We start from the raw sequence: 16,605 nt of genomic DNA, 5'->3' as shown, positions 1-16,605 counted from the left end.
AGGAGGCACGCGGCAAAATTGAGGCCGCCGTTTCCGCCGTACCGTAGTAGATGGATTGCATCAGACGCTGGTTGTTGATGGCGAGCGACAGGGCGTGACGCACTTCAGGGTTATTCAGCGGCGGTTTGTCGGTATTAAACGCCAGGTACGCGATGTTCATCCCCGGGCGCAGCGTCAAACGCAGGCGCGGATCGTCGCGCAGAATGGTCAACTGGCTGGCGGCAGGCCAGGCCAGCACGTCGCATTCGCCGGTCAGCAACTTGGATAAACGTCCGGTTCCGCCGGAGCCTAAATCCACGACCACCTGCGGCATCAGCGGCGTACCGCGCCAGAATTTCGGGTGACGCTGTAAGCGGATGAACTGACCCGCCTGGTATTCATCAAGCTGGAAAGGCCCGGTACCGACCGGCTGGCGGTCGAGCAGCTCCTGGTGATCCTGTTTGGTGAGCTTGTTAGCGTACTCGGCGGACATGACGGACGCATAGTGGGTCGCCAGATGCCACAGGAATGACGCATCCGGACGGGTTAGGCGGAACTCCACGGTGCGGTTATCGAGCTTACGCACGCTCTGCACGCTATCGGCAAATTGTAGGCTGTCGAAGTAAGGGAAAGCGCCGCCGTTGACGTTATGCCACGGATGGTTGCGGTCGAAAATGCGCTCAAAGGTAAACACAACATCGTCGGCGTTCAGCGCACGCGTCGGCGTAAACCAGCGGGTGGTCTGGAACTGCACATTGTTGCGCAGATGGAAACGGTAGGTCGCGCCGTTGTCCAGTACCTCCCAGCTTTCGGCAAGCTCAGGGACCAGGCGATAGGTGTATGGGTCAACGTCCAGCAGACGATCGTAAAGTTGAGCCGCCAGCGTGTCGACGATAAGCCCGCTGCTCGCCTTTTGCGGGTTGAAGGTGTTGACCTGCCCGCTGACACAGTAGACAAATCCGCTGTCGCGAATATCGGCGCGAGGGGAATCGAGCGGTTGCGGTGCGGCAATCGCCTGGCCGCAAAGTAGCCCCAACGCGGCGAGGAAGGATGACAAATTCAGGCGCATAGTTTCGTTATATTTTCGATTGATCTGCAAAGTGTATCGCACTTACGGCTACCAGGTACAAATCTCTACGTGCAACTGCTTTAAAAGTCATCAAATCAGTGGGGTTAACTCATATAACACCAGCGCATTGCTCTCCAGCGCCTCAACCACCTGCCACTTTTCTTCTACGTTTTCTTCACGAACGCTGAGCGCCGGCCGGGTTTTGTGGACAAGCCAGGTCCAGGTCTCTTCATCCGGGCCGCTGCTGCTGTCGATAGCATCAAGGTAGGGAAAGAGCGCGCCGTTCAACTGATCGAACAGGTGGCGTTTGATTTTCCATTTGCCGTGTAATGGCTGAAGCGCGACCGGATACTGCTGACGAAAACGCTGAATAAACGCCTCTTCGCTTGAGAGCCACGGGTTAAATACTACCGGGTTACGTAGCAGCAGCTGATAGCGCCCGTGGTGATGCAGCAGCAGGATGTTTTTATCGTTGACCAGCACATCACCCCGTAAACGGTGCCACAGCCAGAGTACCCAGAAAATAGGCCGGGGAAGCCCATGATGGTAGTACAGCGCCAGGCTTGAGGTATCAAACGTGCCGTTGCTGCGCGCTTCACCCTGCTGACTAGAATTGAGCCAGAAACCGGTGAGCTGCACCTGTTCGGCGAGGCCAAGCAGGTTGTTCATCAACAGTGCGCCACGGAAGAACTCGCCGTTAGTACGTCTGGTTGATCCGGTCAGGGTATTCCACGACAGCAGCCATAAAGGTAACGCAAGGTGATGTTGTCGCAGGGCGCGCTGAATCTGGCGCACTTTCTCAACCGGATAACTTTCGGCAGCGGAAAGCCGGGGACCGTCAAAAGACTGCTGTTGGAAACGCTCATTGGCGTTTGCCGAACAGGCGAGAAAATCGGCCTCTTTTAACAACGGCGAAGTGAGAATGGCATCGTCAACGATGTCGTCCTCAGCCATGGCAAAACGGTGCCAGATTCCAAGTAACGAGTCAGGCGATAACGCTCGGATGGCCGCTTTCTGCTGCGCCCAGACTTCCTTGCTTGCCTGCGGCGACCAGTGCCAGATGAACTGCCAACTGGCAAGCGTCGACGGTGGAAAATGCTGGGCGGCGAGGGATAAAAACTGGCGCAGCAGATCCGGACGGGTGGTCAGGCTGGTATGCAACAGTACGCGCCAGCCCATACGAGACAGAAATGTGAAGACCTGCTGTAGGTTGTACCAGCAGGCGTAGCCCACCATTTGCGGATCGTCCCAGCCATCGCTGAACAGACGGCTGCTGAGAAACGGTTCGTTAATATCAATGCCAGCGATGGGCATTTGCGCATGCAGCGCCAGCAGAGACTGGCGAACATCGTCGCGCAGTAAATCATCCAGTTCGCGAAGCGTAATAATTATTTCGCTACGGCGCAGTGGCACACGGCGTGCGGGCAGCGTATTCAACGCAATCTGCCGAGGCTGTGAGTGGTGCTGGAGCGGCGGTGGGTTATCCCACGCTGCCGTGCTTGTATGATTAAGCAGGGCATAGAGCGTTTCCGCGGCAACCGGCAGTGTGCGGTCCGGCAGGATTTCTCGCGGGCGGCTGCGGCTTTGGGGGGTTGTCTGTTGGCGAAACTGACGGGGCGTCATGCCGTGGCGACGCTTAAACAGGTCGCTCATCACTCGGGCGCTGGCAAAGCCCTGTTGTTGAGCAATGCGCTGGACCGGCAGGGCGGTTGTCAGCAGCAGCTCGGCGGATTTCTCCAGGCGCAGTGCGGTAATGAACTGCATAAAACTGACGCCCACTTCTTTATGAAATAGGCGAGAGAGCCAGGCTTCGGACACCCGCTCGGCGCGCGCAATTTCAGCAAGTGACAGTCGTTGGGTGTACTGCGATTCAATTCGGGCCACCACCTGGCGAATACGATGGCTCCAGGCCGCTTCGCTGTGTGGCGTGCTGGATTGGCGCGGCTGTTGGAAATGGGTGGCCAGCAGTTGGGCAATTTCGCAAAGCCAACGGTTGGCTTCCAGCCGTGAGTGCGTTTCATGGTTGGTGAGATGGGTGATGAGCAACTGGCGCATCAGTGAACAAAGTCGGGCTTCATGTGTCAGCGAGGCATGCGGCTGGGCGGTTATCTGGTAATCAAAACCGAAAAAATGGGCATCCATCCGCGTCAGCCAGTTAGCGGCAACGGTCAGCGTCATCAGCGTATTGGGTTGTTCGCTGACAAGGCTCCACCGTTGATTGGGATTGACGATAGCGAGCGCCCCGTCCAGCAGGCGACGAGTGCCATTGCTGGTCTCCAGCGTCACATCGCCCTGAAGCACCCACAGCAGGGCGAGTGCAGGCTGCTCCTCGTGAGTCTGATGACGGACATCCTGAACGACCACGGAAAAGTCACTGATTTGCTGCGTCGGCATCCCATTCTCCTGAGACAAAAAATAACGGTATCTTTTTTGTCATAACTAAACCGTATGAAAAATAGTCATTTCATTTTCCGTCAATATAAAACAAAAACCTGCATTTTAAAGCCTCACTGGCGGCATAAACTCGACGTTATCACTGTGGAGCCATAAAGGGATAACAAAAATGACACATCCTATTGTTGAAGCATTGCAGGTCCGTGAGGCGGAGTTTATTGCGCTACGCCACCGCTTTCATCAGCAGCCTGAGATAGGTTTTCAGGAGCATAAAACCAGCGCCGAGGTGGCGAAACTGTTGACTGGATGGGGCTATGAGGTGGACTACGGCCTCGGCGGCACCGGCGTGGTGGGAACCTTAAAAGTGGGCAACGGCAACGCCACGCTAGGTCTTCGCGCAGACATGGACGCGCTGCCGATGCAGGAGCGTAGCGGTAAACCCTGGGCCAGTGAGACCGACGGTAGCTTCCACGGCTGCGGTCACGATGGCCACACCACCATGCTGCTTTATGCGGCCGAATATCTGGCGCGCACCCGCTCGTTCAACGGCACGCTGCACCTGATTTTCCAGCCGGCGGAAGAGTTGCTCTACGGCGGTCGCGTGATGCTGGAAGACGGTCTGTTCACCAAATTCCCCTGCGACCGCATTTTCGGTCTGCACAATATGCCGGGGCAGAAACTCGGCAAGATTGGCCTGCGCGACGGGGCGATGATGGCGTCGTCCGACACCTTGCATATTGATGTACAGGGCGTCGGCGGTCACGGCGCGGTGCCGGAACATACCGTCGATGCTACCGTGGTGGCTTGCCATATCACGCTGGCACTGCAAACGATCGTGTCGCGAAATATCAGCCCGTTCGACCCGGTGGTGGTCACCGTGGGCAGCATTCAGGCAGGACATGCGCCAAACATTATCAACGATAAAGTGCAGATGAAGCTGACGGTGCGCACCTTGAATGAGTCGGTGCGTAAAACCGTGCTGCAGCGCATCCACGATATTGCGGTATCGCAGGCGGAGAGTTTCAACGCCACGGCGACGCTGACGCACGTCAACGGCAGCCCGGTGCTGCGCAACGACCCACAGGCGAATCAGATGGTGCGCGAGGTGGCCACTTCGCTGTTTGGCGAAGCCTCTATCGCCACGGTTAACCCGTTTATGGGCAGTGAAGATTTCGCCTTTATGCTCGAACAGAACCCCAACGGTGCCTATTTCACCATTGGGGCGGGCGACGAGCCGGATCGCTGCATGGTGCACAACCCGGGCTATGACTTTAACGACAATATCCTGCTGACGGGGGCGGCGCTGTGGTGCGGCCTGACGGAACACTACCTGCGTGCATAAGTGACGCGCAACCTGAGGGCGAGCCATGAGTACTGTTTCGTTGACTGAAACGCAGTATGTCGGCACCGACCGACTGCTGGCGGGTATAGTTTTAAGTGTTTTGACCTTCTGGTTGTTTGCCCAGTCGGTGATAAACGTCGTTCCGGTGGTGAAAAGCAGTATCGATATCTCACTGGAGACGCTCACCCTCGCGGTCAGCCTCAGCGCGCTGTTCAGCGGCTGTTTTGTCGTCGCCAGCGGCGGTCTGGCAGATAAGTTTGGCCGGGTGCGTCTGACGCTGATTGGCCTGGCGCTCAGTATAGCCGGCAGCGCGCTGCTGGTGGTGTCTCAAGGGCCGGTGCTGTTTCTCATCGGTCGCGTGATTCAGGGGCTTTCTGCCGCCTGCATCATGCCAGCGACGCTGGCGCTGATTAAAACCTGGTATGAAGGGCGGTCGCGGCAGCGCGCGGTGAGCTTTTGGGTGATTGGTTCCTGGGGCGGTAGCGGCTTGTGCTCCTTTGTCGGCGGGGCGATTGCCACCGGGCTAGGCTGGCGCTGGATTTTCGTTTTCTCCATCGTTGCCGCCGTGACTGCGTTTTTGCTGATTCGTGGCACGCCGGAAAGTAAAAGCGCTACCGCCGAGCAGCACAAGCTAGACGTGAGCGGGCTGCTGAGTCTGGTGGCAGGTCTGGTGCTGTTTAACCTGTTTATCGCCAAAGGGCACCACTGGGGCTGGACCAGCAGCCTGTCGCTGTCGATGCTGGTAGGCGCCGTGCTAGCGATGGTTTGGTTTATCCGCAGCGGTCTGCGCAAAAAGGAGGCGGCACTCATCGATTTTGCGTTGTTTAACAACCGTTCCTACAGCGCGGCGGTGCTGTCGAACCTGATGCTCAACGGCGCGATTGGCACCATGATGATCACCAGCATCTGGCTGCAACAGGGGCGGCATCTCAGCCCGCTGCAGACAGGGATGATGACGCTCGGCTATCTGGTGACCGTACTGCTGATGATTCGGGTGGGGGAAAAACTACTTCAACGTTACGGTGCCAGATTACCGATGATGGGCGGTCCGGCAATCGCCATGGTGGGGATTTTCCTGATTTCCTGCACCTTCCTGGAAACCTGGACCTATATTGTCACCGTCTTTTTCAGCAATGTGTTATTTGGATTAGGGTTGGGCTGTTACGCCACGCCGTCGACTGACACCGCCGTCACCAGTGCGCCGGAGAATAAAGTGGGCGTGGCTTCCGGAATCTACAAAATGGGCAGCTCGCTTGGCGGGGCGTTTGGGCTGGCGATGACCGCCTCGCTGTATGCGTTGTTTTTGCCGCACGGGATGGCAAAGGCGGCACAGTATGCGCTGTGGTTTAACTGCTTGCTGTGTCTGGGGGCGATAGCGGTCAGCGCGGTGATGTTACCGCGCCACCGTCAAAGCTGATGCTTTTTCAACAACGCGCGCAGCTGGTGGTAGGTTAACCCCAGCAGCTCGGCGGCCTGTTTTTGGTTGAATCGGGCCTGTTGCAGACTTTGTTGCAACAGGCCTTTTTCTTGTTCTAATTGGAACTGGCGCAGATCCAGCGGAAGCGATGGACCGACTTTCTCCCCCGCGGGCTCCGCGTGAACCGCTGGTTGGCGGCGGAACGGGTCGATAATAATATCGTCCAGCGGCTCCTCGATGGAGCTGTGCCGATAGACCGAACGCTCAACCACGTTTTTCAACTCACGGATATTCCCCGGCCAGCGGTAGTGCAGCAGCGTTTCGCGGGCGCGTTCGGTAAATCCTGGGAACAGCGGCAGACCGAGTTCTCGACACATTTGAATGGCGAAGTGCTCGGCCATCAGCATAATGTCGCTCTGACGCTCACGTAGCGACGGCAGCAGCACTACGTCAAAGGCCAGCCGGTCGAGCAGGTCGGCGCGGAAGGTGCCTTCCTCTACCAACTGCGGCAAATCTGCATTGGTGGCGCACACCAGCCGCACGTTCACCTGCAACGGCTGGCTGCCGCCAACGCGCTCCAGCTCGCCGTATTCAATCACCCGCAGCAGCTTTTCCTGCACCAGCATCGGCGCAGTGGCCAGCTCATCGAGGAACAGCGTGCCGCCGTCGGCGCGTTCGAACCGCCCTGGGTGACGCTTTTGTGCGCCGGTAAACGCGCCGGCTTCGTGACCGAACAGCTCGGAATCCAGCAGGTTTTCGTTTAGCGCCGCGCAGTTAAGCGAAATAAACGGCCCCTGCCAGCAGGAGGAGAGGTAGTGCAGGCGGTTGGCGATAAGCTCCTTGCCCGTTCCGCGCTCGCCGATAATCAGCACCGGCTTGTTCAGTGGTGCCAGCCGGGACACCTGCTCCAGCACTTCAATAAAGCGGTTTGCTTCACCGAGAAGGGTATCTTTGTTATCTGCCATGATGAAATTCGCCACATGTTGGTGTAATTCGCCATTTCACTGTAGGCGTTTAACGGCTGAATTTCAATCACCTCTTTTATAATCAATAAGATAAAAAGTTGGCACGGAAGTTGTAATAGTCATTACGCAGGGCTCAGCCCGATACACAGAACTAAGAGGATTGAACAATGGGTATTTTTTCTCGTTTTGCCGACATCGTGAACGCCAACATCAACTCGCTGCTGGAAAAAGCGGAAGACCCGCAGAAGCTGGTTCGTTTGATGATCCAGGAGATGGAAGACACCCTGGTAGAAGTGCGCTCCACCTCTGCCCGTGCGCTGGCAGAAAAGAAAGACCTGTCTCGTCGCGTGGAACGTGCGCAGGCGCAGCAGGTTGAATGGCAGGAGAAGGCCGAACTGGCACTGCGCAAGGAGAAAGACGATCTGGCGCGTGCGGCGCTGATTGAAAAGCAGAAGCTGACCGACGTTATCAGCACGCTGGAACATGAAGTGACGCTGGTGGATGAAACCCTGGCGCGTATGAAAAAAGAGATCGGTGAGCTGGAAAACAAACTCAGCGAAACCCGCGCTCGTCAGCAGTCTCTGGCACTGCGTCATCAGGCGGCGAGTTCATCCCGCGATGTGCGTCGCCAGCTGGACAGCGGTAAACTGGATGAAGCGATGGCTCGCTTTGAATCCTTTGAGCGCCGGATCGACCATATGGAAGCGGAAGCCGAAAGCCATCGTTTTGGCAAGCAGCCGTCGCTGGACCAGCAGTTTGCTGAACTGAAAGCGGATGACGAAATCAGCGAGCAGCTGGCGGCGCTGAAAGCCAAAATGAAGCAGGACAACGAATAATAATTCCGGCGGCACTGACCGTGCCGCCGCTCATAATATATAAGGAGTTTCTATGAGCGCGCTTTTCCTCGGCATTCCCCTGACGTTGTTTGTGCTGTTTGTTTTGCCGATTTGGCTGTGGCTTCACTATAGCAATCGCTCCCGCTCCGGCGAGCTTTCGCAGGGCGAGCAGCAGCGGCTGATGCAGTTGACCGATGACGCGAAACGGATGCGCGAGCGTATTCAGGCGCTGGAAGCCATTCTGGATGCAGAACATCCAAACTGGAGGGACAAATAATGGCGCTGGATCTTAACAAAAAGCTGTGGCGTATCCCGCAGCGAGGCATGGTGAAAGGGGTCTGTGCTGGTATTGCCGAGTATCTCGACGTGCCGGTGAAGCTGATTCGTATTATTACCGTGCTGGCGATGCTGTTTGGTCTGTTTTTCTTTGTCGTCGTCGCCTACGTGATTTTGACCTTTGCCCTCGACCCGATGCCGGAAGGGGCGATGAACAACCCGCATCAACCTTCCAGCCACGACCTGCTGGATGCGGTAGATGCTGAATTAGCCGCTGGCGAGCAGCGACTGCGCGAGATGGAACGCTACGTGACATCTGATACCTTTACCCTGCGCAGTCGCTTCCGTCAGCTCTGAGTAAGAGGTTACTGATGAATAATAAATGGCAGCAGGCAGGCCAGAAGGTGAAACCCGGTTTGAAAATCGTCGGCAAGCTGGCGCTGTTGACGGCGCTACGCTACGGCCCGGCTGGCGTAGCCGGATGGGCGGTGAAGTCTGTCGCCCGCCGTCCGTTGAAGATGTTTCTGGCGGTGGCGCTGGAACCGCTGCTGTCCCGCCTCGCCAAACGTTATTTTCCCATGGCAAAATAGGGCTATCGGCGTAGCGAGGAGTGTTTGATAAGCAATGAAGCGACTTAAAAATGAATTCAATGCGCTGGTCAACCGTGGCGTTGACCGGCATCTTCGTCTTGCCGTTACCGGCCTTAGCCGCAGCGGCAAGACCGCTTTTATCACCGGCCTGGTGAATCAGCTGCTCAATATTCATACCGGCGCGCGCCTGCCGCTGCTGAGTGCGGTGCGCGAAGAGCGCCTGCTTGGAGTTAAGCGCATACCCCAGCGCGACCTCGGTATCCCGCGTTTCACCTACGACGAAGGGCTAGCGCAGCTCTACGGCCAGCCGCCGTCCTGGCCGACGCCGACGCGTGGGGTGAGCGAAATCCGCCTGGCGCTGCGCTACAAATCCAATGATTCGCTGCTGCGCCACTTTAAAGAGACCTCCACGCTCTATCTGGAGATTGTCGACTATCCCGGCGAATGGCTGCTCGACTTACCGATGCTTAACCAGGATTACCTGGGTTGGTCGCGCCAGATGACCGGGCTGCTGACCGGCCAGCGCGCTGAATGGTCGGCAAAATGGCGGCAGCTCTGTGAAGGGCTCGACCCGTTCGCGCCTGCTGACGAAAACCGGCTGGCGGAAATTGCCCAGGCGTGGACCGACTACCTGCACCAGTGCAAGCAGGAAGGGCTGCACTTTATTCAGCCGGGCCGCTTCGTTCTGCCGGGCGACCTGGCCGGTGCTCCCGCGCTGCAGTTTTTCCCGTGGCCGGACGTGGACGCCATCGGTGAGTCGAAGCTCGCGCAGGCGGACAAACACAGCAACGCTGGAATGCTGCGCGAACGCTTCCACTACTACTGCGAAAAAGTGGTGAAGGGGTTCTACCGCGATCACTTCCTGCGCTTTGACCGCCAGATTGTGCTGGTTGACTGCCTACAGCCGCTCAACAGCGGCCCGCAGGCGTTTAACGATATGCGCCTGGCGCTGACGCAGCTGATGCACAGCTTCCATTACGGGCAGCGTACGCTGTTTCGCCGCCTGTTTTCGCCGGTTATCGACAAGCTGCTGTTTGCCGCCACCAAAGCGGATCACGTCACTGTCGATCAGCACGGCAATATGGTGTCGCTGTTGCAACAGCTGATCCAGGATGCCTGGCAAAACGCGGCCTTTGAAGGCATTACTATGGATTGTCTGGGGCTGGCCTCGGTGCAGGCGACACAAAGCGGGCTGATTGAGGTCAACGGCGAGAAGATCCCGGCGCTGCGCGGTCATCGCTTAAGCGACGGTCAGCCGCTCACCGTTTACCCCGGCGAAGTCCCGGCGCGCCTTCCCGGACAGGCGTTCTGGGATAAACAAGGTTTTCAGTTTGAGGCCTTCCGCCCGCAAGCCATGGACGTTGACCAGCCGCTGCCGCATATCCGTCTGGATGCCGCGCTGGAGTTTTTGATTGGAGATAAGCTGCGATGAACGACGCCTATAAACCACGAATCGATTTTGATGGCCCACTAGAGGACGCCAAAGCGGAGCAGTTTAAAACCTCGCAGGCGTTTGATGACGCGACGGCGGAGAAATTCGCGCCGGTGGCGCTCGACGAATCACCAGAGCAGGAAGGACAAGTAGAAGCCACTCTTGATGCGGCGCTGCGCCCGAAACGCAGCCTGTGGCGCAAAATGGTCACCGCAGGGCTCGGCCTGTTTGGCATCAGCGTGGTCGCTCAGGGCGTACAGTGGACGATGACCGCCTGGCAAACCAACGACTGGGCAGCGCTCGGTGGTTGTGCCGCCGGGGCACTAATCGTCGGCGCGGGTGTTGGTTCAGTGGTTACCGAATGGCGCCGACTCTGGCGCTTGCGCCAGCGCGCGGAAGAACGCGATGAAGCGCGCACGTTAATGCACAGCCACAGCGTGGGCAAAGGGCGTGCGTTCTGTGAAGGGTTAGCGCGTCAGGCGGGGCTTGATCAGTCGCACCCGGCGCTACAGCGCTGGTACGCCGCTATTCACGAAACTCAGAGCGATCGCGAAGTGGTCAGCCTGTATGCCCATCTGGTCCAGCCGGTGCTGGATGCTCAGGCGCGTCGCGAAATCAGCCGCTCGGCGGCGGAGTCGACGCTGATGATAGCCGTCAGTCCGCTGGCGCTGGTGGACATGGGCTTTATCGCCTGGCGTAACCTGCGGCTGATCAACCGCATCGCGAATCTCTACGGCATTGAACTGGGTTACTACAGCCGCCTGCGTCTGTTCCGCCTGGTGCTTATCAACATCGCCTTCGCCGGGGCCAGCGAACTGGTGCGGGAAATCGGCATGGACTGGATGTCGCAGGATCTGGCCGCTCGCCTGTCGACCCGCGCAGCGCAGGGGATTGGTGCTGGGTTGCTGACTGCACGTCTTGGGATCAAAGCAATGGAACTTTGTCGACCGCTGCCGTGGATCGACAACGACAAGCCACGCCTCGGTGACTTCCGCCGTGAACTAATCGGGCAACTGAAAGCGACGGTACAGAAAGGAAAATCGGCGGCGCAACGGGATAGTTGACAAGATAAAATATGGTTATGCAAAAATTGTATAACCTATTTCTATACTTAACTTTACTGAAAGTGACAAGCAGCGCTACTTTAGCTGAATCGTCCACAACACGTTCATTTTCAGGAAGTCACGATGACCAAAAAACTGCTGCCGTTACTCGTGCTGACCGCGCTGTCAGCCTCCGCTTATGCCGCTACGCCACCGAACACCCTGGTCGTGGCTCAGGGCCTGGACGATATTGTTAGTCTGGACCCGGCGGAGGCCAACGAGCTCTCCAGCATCCAGACGGTGCCGAGCCTGTACCAGCGTCTGGTTCAGCCTGACCGTAACGATCCGGCAAAAATTACCCCGATTCTGGCGGAAAGCTGGCAGGCCGATGCGGCAGCGAAAACGCTGACCATCAAGCTAAAAAGCGATGCTAAATTTGCTTCCGGCAACCCGCTGCGCCCGGAAGATGTGATCTTCTCCTACACCCGTGCCGTCACCCTTAACAAATCCCCGGCGTTTATCCTTAACGTCCTCGGCTGGGAGCCTGGCAACATTGCCAGCCAGCTGAAGAAAATCGACGACCATACGCTACAGCTAAGCTGGACCGCTGATGTTAGTCCGTCGGTGGCGCTGAATATTCTCTCTACCCCAATTGCCTCGATTGTTGATGAGAAGCTGGTGGCGGCCAACGTGAAGGGCAACGACTTCGGCAATGAGTGGCTGAAAATGCACTCTGCGGGCAGCGGCGCGTTCAAAATGCGCGTCTACCAGCCGCATCAGGCTATCGTGCTGGAAGCCAACGACACCTCGCCAACCGGCGCGCCGAAGCTGAAAAGCGTGATCATTAAAAACGTGCCGGATCCGGCCTCCCGCCGCTTGCTTATCCAGCAGGGCGACGCCGACGTGGCGCGCGACCTTGGTGCCGATCAGATTGACGCGCTGCAGGGTAAGCCTGGCTTACAGGTGTTAAGCATTCCGTCCGCCGAACAAAACTACGTGGTGTTCAACACCGCAAACACCGCCAATCCGCTGCTGGCGAACCCCGCGTTCTGGGAAGCGGCACGCTGGTTGGTGGACTACAACGGTATCACCAAAGACCTGCTGAAAGGGCAGTACTTCGTGCATCAGAGCTTCCTGCCGGTCGGGTTCCCGGGCGCGCTGGATAATACGCCGTTCAAATTTGACCCTGCCAAAGCCAAAGAAATTCTGGCGAAAGCGGGCATTAAAGACGCTCACTTTACCCTCGACGTGGAGAACAAACCGCCGTTTATCACCATCGCGCAGTCGATGCAGGCAAGCTTTGCTCAGGGCGGCGTGAAGGTGGATCTGCTGCCGGCGGCGGGCAGCCAGGTTTATGCTCGCGTGCGTGCTAAGCAGCATCAGGCGGCGATTCGTCTGTGGATCCCGGACTATTTCGACGCGCACTCTAACGCCAGCGCTTTTGCCTTTAACGACGGCAAATCCAGCACCGTGGCGGGGCTGAACGGCTGGAAAATCCCAGAGCTAAATAAAGCGACGCTGGCGGCGGTTGCCGAGCCGGATGTGGCGAAGCGCCTCGACCTGTACAAAAAAATGCAGGAAGAGCTGCAACGCAGTTCGCCGTATGTCTTTATCGATCAGGGCAAAACGCAGATTGTGGTTCGCGATAACGTGAAAGGCTACCAGCAAGGGCTTAACGCCGATATGGTCTGGTATGACCGCGTAACGAAATAGACCGTTTGATAAACATGGCCCGGCGGCGTAACCCGTTCGGGCCATTGTCGTTTTTTTCTCGTTGATATACGGAATTCCCATGCCCGCCGTTTTACCGAATTCAACCGCACAGCGAACCCGACGTTTGCTGTCCGGGCTTCTCCAGGGGATGTTGACGCTGGCGCTCACGTTGCTGGGCCTGTTGCTCGTCACCTTTGCGCTTTCTGCGCTTTCGCCCGTTGACCGCGTGCTGCAAATTGTCGGCGACCATGCGAGCCAGTCAACTTACGATCAGGTTCGCCATCAGTTGGGCCTCGACCGCTCGCTGCTGGTACAGTTCTGGCACTACCTGGTCAATCTTTTCCACGGCGATCTTGGCACCGCCAGCGCCACCGGACAACCGGTGCTACACGACCTGCTGGCTGCCTTTCCTGCGACGCTTGAACTTGCCACGCTAGCGCTGATTATCGGTGCGGTCTTCGGCGTGATTGCCGGTGTGCTTTGCGCGCGCTACGCCGGTACCCCCTGGGATTTAGCCATGCGAACGCTGACGCTTCTGGGCAACTCGGTGCCCATTTTCTGGCTCGGGCTGCTGATGCTGGCGCTGTTCTACGCGAAGCTGCAATGGAGCCCCGGCCCCGGTCGGCTGGACGACATTTACCAGTTCACCATCGAACCCAAAACCGGTTTTGCGCTGATTGATACCTGGCTTTCCGGTGACAAAGAAGCCTTTCGCAACGCCTTCAGCCATCTGGTGCTGCCGGTGTTGCTGCTGGCCTACTATTCGCTTGCCAGCATCACGCGCCTTACGCGCTCGGCATGCCTGAGTGAGATGAACAAAGAGTACATCCTGCTGGCGCGTGCCAAAGGAGCGGGCGAGATGAGCATTCTGCTGCGTCACGTGTTGCCAAATATTCGCGGCACGCTGCTGACGGTTATCGCACTGGCGTATACCTCAATGCTTGAAGGTGCGGTGCTGACCGAGACGGTATTCTCCTGGCCGGGGATTGGCCGCTACCTGACAACGGCGCTGTTTGCTGGCGATACGGCGGCGATTATGGGGGGAACGCTGCTCATTGGCGTTTGCTTTGTGTTGATTAATAACCTCACCGACGTGCTGGTGCGGCTAACCGACCCGAGGGTTCGCTGATGCCATCATCTCTGTTTTTGCGCCGATTACTGCGCTCGCCTGCGGCCTGCTGCGGGTTAATGATTATTGCCGTGCTGGTACTGACGGCGCTGTTGGCTCCATGGCTTGCGCCGCAGGATCCAAACTGGCAGGACGCCGCCGCGCGTTTGCAAATGCCCAATGCGCAGCACTGGCTCGGCACCGACAGCTACGGGCGCGATCTGCTCTCAAGGCTGATTTACGGCACCCGCCCGGCGCTGGGTCTGGTGGCGCTGGTGACGGTGATTACGCTGCCGGTAGGGCTGTTGATGGGCATTCTTTCCGGTTATTACGGCGGCTGGCTGGAGCGGATTCTGATGCGCTTTACCGACGTGGTGATGTCTATGCCGCGCCTGATTCTGGCCTTTGCCTTTGTGGCGATGCTTGGCCCAGGGTTGGTCAACGGCGCATTGGCGCTGGCGTTAACCACCTGGCCTGCTTACGCGCGACAGGCGCGTAGCGAGATCCAGCGACTACGGCATAGCGACTATTTAGCCGCCGCTGAAATGATGGGCATCCGCGGTCTGCGCCTGCTGGTCGGCCATATTCTGCCGCTGTGTTTGCCGTCCGCCATCGTGCGTCTGGCGCTGGATCTGGCAGGGATTATTTTGGCCGCCGCAGGGTTAGGCTTCCTTGGCCTGGGCGCACGTCCGCCGATGGCGGAGTGGGGCGCGATGATTGCCGACGGTATGCAGGTTATCTTTGACCAGTGGTGGATTGCCGCTGCACCAGGTGCCGCGATTCTGATTGCCAGCCTGGCGTTTAACCTGCTGGGTGATGGTTTACGTGACGTTCTGGAGCCGCAACATGACTGAGCAACGCCTTTCCGTACAGGGGCTGAATATTGATTATCCCCGCGCGCGGGTGGTCAACAATATGAGCTTTACGCTTGGCAACGAGCGGTTAGCGCTGGTGGGTGAATCTGGTTCCGGCAAGTCAATGACCGCGCGTGCGCTGATGGGGCTGGTGCGTAAGCCAGGTATCGTCAGCGCTGACCGTCTGAACGTGCTGGGCCATGATGTGCTCTCCCTGAATGCGCGCGGCTGGCGCGCGCTGCGGGGCAACGACATCGCCATGGTGTTGCAGGACCCTCGCTATGCGCTGAACCCGGTGAAAACGGTGCGTGAGCAGTTGGAAGAGGCGCTCACCCTGCATCAACGCCTTAACCGCCGTGAACGGCAGGAAAAAATCGCTGCGTCGGTGGTCGCCATGGGGCTGGATGTTGCGGTGCTGAACCGCTATCCCGGCGAACTGTCCGGCGGCATGGGCCAGCGGGTGATGATTGCCATTGCGCTCATCAACGACCCTAAAGTGCTGATTGCCGACGAACCCACCTCGGCGCTGGACGCCCGCCTGCGCAACCAGATCCTTGAGCTACTGGTGGCGCAATGCGAGAAGCGACAAATGGCGATGCTGCTGATTAGCCACGATTTACCGCTGGTGGCCCAGCACTGCGACCGCGTACTGGTGATGTATCAGGGCAACGGCGTTGATGAGATGGCGGCCCGAGATTTACCGCAGGCAACGCACCCCTATACCCGCACCTTATGGACCTGTCGCCCGAGCGCGCAGACCTACGGACAGATGCTGCCGACGCTGGACCGCAGTCAGAACTTTGAGGAGGCGGCGCATGGCGATCGTTGATATTCAGGCGTTACAGGTCACCTTTGGCGAGAAAACGGCGGTGTCGGCGGCCAGTTTCCACGTCAACGCGGGCGAGACTTTTAGCCTGATTGGCGAATCCGGCTGCGGAAAATCGACCATTCTGCGCGTCATCGCCGGGCTTCAGCGCGAGTGGGGCGGGTACGTCTCGCTATTTGACAAAAATATCGCCCCCGGCGCGCGTTTTCAGGGCGACCTGCGGCGCAATGTGCAGATGGTTTTCCAGGACCCGTACGCCTCGCTGCACCCGAACCACACCCTCTGGCGTACGCTGGCGGAACCGCTGCGTATTCATGGTGAAGCGGATATTGAGTCTAGAGTCCAGACCGCGTTAGAGCAGGTGGGCCTGCCCGCCGATGCCGCCAGCCGCTATCCGCATCAACTCTCCGGCGGACAGCGCCAGCGCGTGGCGATTGCCCGTGCGCTGCTGCTGCGGCCAAAAATCCTGCTGCTGGATGAACCCACTTCGGCGCTGGATATGTCGGTACAGGCGGAAATCCTGAACTTGCTCAACCGTCTGAAGCAGGACCACGGTATGACTTATCTGCTGGTGAGTCACGATGCCGATGTGATTGCGCATATGTCCGACCGCGCGGCGTTTATGGCAGGAGGCGTGATTCAGCGCTTCTTCGACCGTACGGCGCTGGAGCGCGGTGAACACCGGATGGGGTAACAAGTTTACGTTTTGGCACAATCTGCCCCCTCTCCCTTTCTAAGGGAGAGGGGACCGTTATGTGCAG

16 protein-coding genes are annotated in these 16,605 nt (G+C 58.2%); 13 read left to right on the top strand and 3 right to left on the bottom strand.

Annotated elements, in window-relative coordinates; all coding sequences use genetic code 11:
- On the bottom strand, positions 1-1,048 hold a 1,048-nt coding region (sapA, locus tag GKAS_RS10245), incomplete at its 3' end, for an ABC transporter substrate-binding protein SapA (protein WP_035894073.1).
- A gap of 90 nt (positions 1,049-1,138) precedes the next feature.
- A complete protein-coding gene (locus tag GKAS_RS10240; protein ID WP_035894072.1) occupies positions 1,139-3,442 on the bottom strand; it encodes a helix-turn-helix domain-containing protein in 2,304 nt (767 codons plus the stop codon).
- A gap of 169 nt (positions 3,443-3,611) precedes the next feature.
- Here GKAS_RS10240 and GKAS_RS10235 point away from each other — a divergent pair, with 169 nt between their 5' ends.
- Both GKAS_RS10235 and GKAS_RS10230 read left to right on the top strand, forming a co-directional pair.
- Positions 3,612-4,784: a M20 aminoacylase family protein gene (locus GKAS_RS10235; RefSeq protein WP_035894071.1), complete on the top strand. Its 1,173-nt coding sequence runs from the start codon at positions 3,612-3,614 to the stop codon at positions 4,782-4,784.
- 25 nt (positions 4,785-4,809) lie between these two features.
- Positions 4,810-6,201, top strand: coding sequence for an MFS transporter (locus GKAS_RS10230; protein ID WP_035894069.1), 1,392 nt, complete (start codon positions 4,810-4,812; stop codon positions 6,199-6,201).
- On the opposite strand, the gene pspF is transcribed toward GKAS_RS10230, so the two are convergent.
- Positions 6,192-7,166: a phage shock protein operon transcriptional activator gene (gene pspF / locus GKAS_RS10225; protein WP_035894067.1), complete on the bottom strand. Its 975-nt coding sequence runs from the start codon at positions 7,164-7,166 to the stop codon at positions 6,192-6,194. The two genes, GKAS_RS10230 and pspF, sit on opposite strands and share 10 nt — an antisense overlap.
- A gap of 167 nt (positions 7,167-7,333) precedes the next feature.
- Here pspF and pspA point away from each other — a divergent pair, with 167 nt between their 5' ends.
- The 11 genes from pspA to GKAS_RS10170 all read left to right on the top strand — a co-directional run bounded on the left by pspA (position 7,334) and on the right by GKAS_RS10170 (position 16,538).
- A complete protein-coding gene (pspA, locus tag GKAS_RS10220; RefSeq protein ID WP_035894065.1) occupies positions 7,334-8,002 on the top strand; it encodes a phage shock protein PspA in 669 nt (222 codons plus the stop codon).
- A 52-nt stretch (positions 8,003-8,054) separates the two neighbouring features.
- A complete protein-coding gene (gene pspB / locus GKAS_RS10215; RefSeq protein WP_035894063.1) occupies positions 8,055-8,279 on the top strand; it encodes an envelope stress response membrane protein PspB in 225 nt (74 codons plus the stop codon).
- Entirely contained in the window at positions 8,276-8,635 is a 360-nt protein-coding gene (gene pspC, locus GKAS_RS10210) for an envelope stress response membrane protein PspC (RefSeq protein WP_115074735.1), read from the top strand. The genes pspB and pspC overlap by 4 nt, the downstream gene beginning before the upstream one ends.
- A gap of 14 nt (positions 8,636-8,649) precedes the next feature.
- Positions 8,650-8,868, top strand: a complete 219-nt coding sequence (pspD, locus tag GKAS_RS10205) for a phage shock protein PspD (protein WP_035894059.1) — start codon at positions 8,650-8,652, stop codon at positions 8,866-8,868.
- A gap of 34 nt (positions 8,869-8,902) precedes the next feature.
- A complete protein-coding gene (locus GKAS_RS10200) occupies positions 8,903-10,300 on the top strand; it encodes a YcjX family GTP-binding protein (protein ID WP_035894057.1) in 1,398 nt (465 codons plus the stop codon).
- Positions 10,297-11,364, top strand: a complete 1,068-nt coding sequence (locus GKAS_RS10195) for a YcjF family protein (RefSeq protein WP_035894055.1) — start codon at positions 10,297-10,299, stop codon at positions 11,362-11,364. The genes GKAS_RS10200 and GKAS_RS10195 overlap by 4 nt, the downstream gene beginning before the upstream one ends.
- Before the next feature lie 123 nt (positions 11,365-11,487).
- A complete protein-coding gene (locus GKAS_RS10190; protein WP_035894053.1) occupies positions 11,488-13,056 on the top strand; it encodes an ABC transporter substrate-binding protein in 1,569 nt (522 codons plus the stop codon).
- Positions 13,057-13,135: 79 nt separating this feature from the next.
- Complete coding sequence (locus GKAS_RS10185; RefSeq protein ID WP_035894051.1) at positions 13,136-14,185, top strand: ABC transporter permease; 1,050 nt, start codon at positions 13,136-13,138, stop codon at positions 14,183-14,185.
- On the top strand, positions 14,185-15,018 hold the full coding sequence (locus GKAS_RS10180; protein WP_035894049.1) for an ABC transporter permease: 834 nt from the start codon (positions 14,185-14,187) through the stop codon (positions 15,016-15,018). Before GKAS_RS10185 ends, GKAS_RS10180 begins: the two co-directional genes overlap by 1 nt.
- Complete coding sequence (locus tag GKAS_RS10175) at positions 15,011-15,847, top strand: ABC transporter ATP-binding protein (protein WP_035894047.1); 837 nt, start codon at positions 15,011-15,013, stop codon at positions 15,845-15,847. The genes GKAS_RS10180 and GKAS_RS10175 overlap by 8 nt, the downstream gene beginning before the upstream one ends.
- Entirely contained in the window at positions 15,834-16,538 is a 705-nt protein-coding gene (locus GKAS_RS10170; protein ID WP_035894045.1) for an ABC transporter ATP-binding protein, read from the top strand. Before GKAS_RS10175 ends, GKAS_RS10170 begins: the two co-directional genes overlap by 14 nt.
- Positions 16,539-16,605 lie beyond the last annotated feature (67 nt).

The organism is Kluyvera ascorbata ATCC 33433 (assembly GCF_000735365.1).
GTDB lineage: Bacteria > Pseudomonadota > Gammaproteobacteria > Enterobacterales > Enterobacteriaceae > Kluyvera > Kluyvera ascorbata.
The sequence above is the reverse complement of the archived record's forward strand: the minus strand, read 5'-3'. Positions and strand labels throughout refer to the sequence as shown.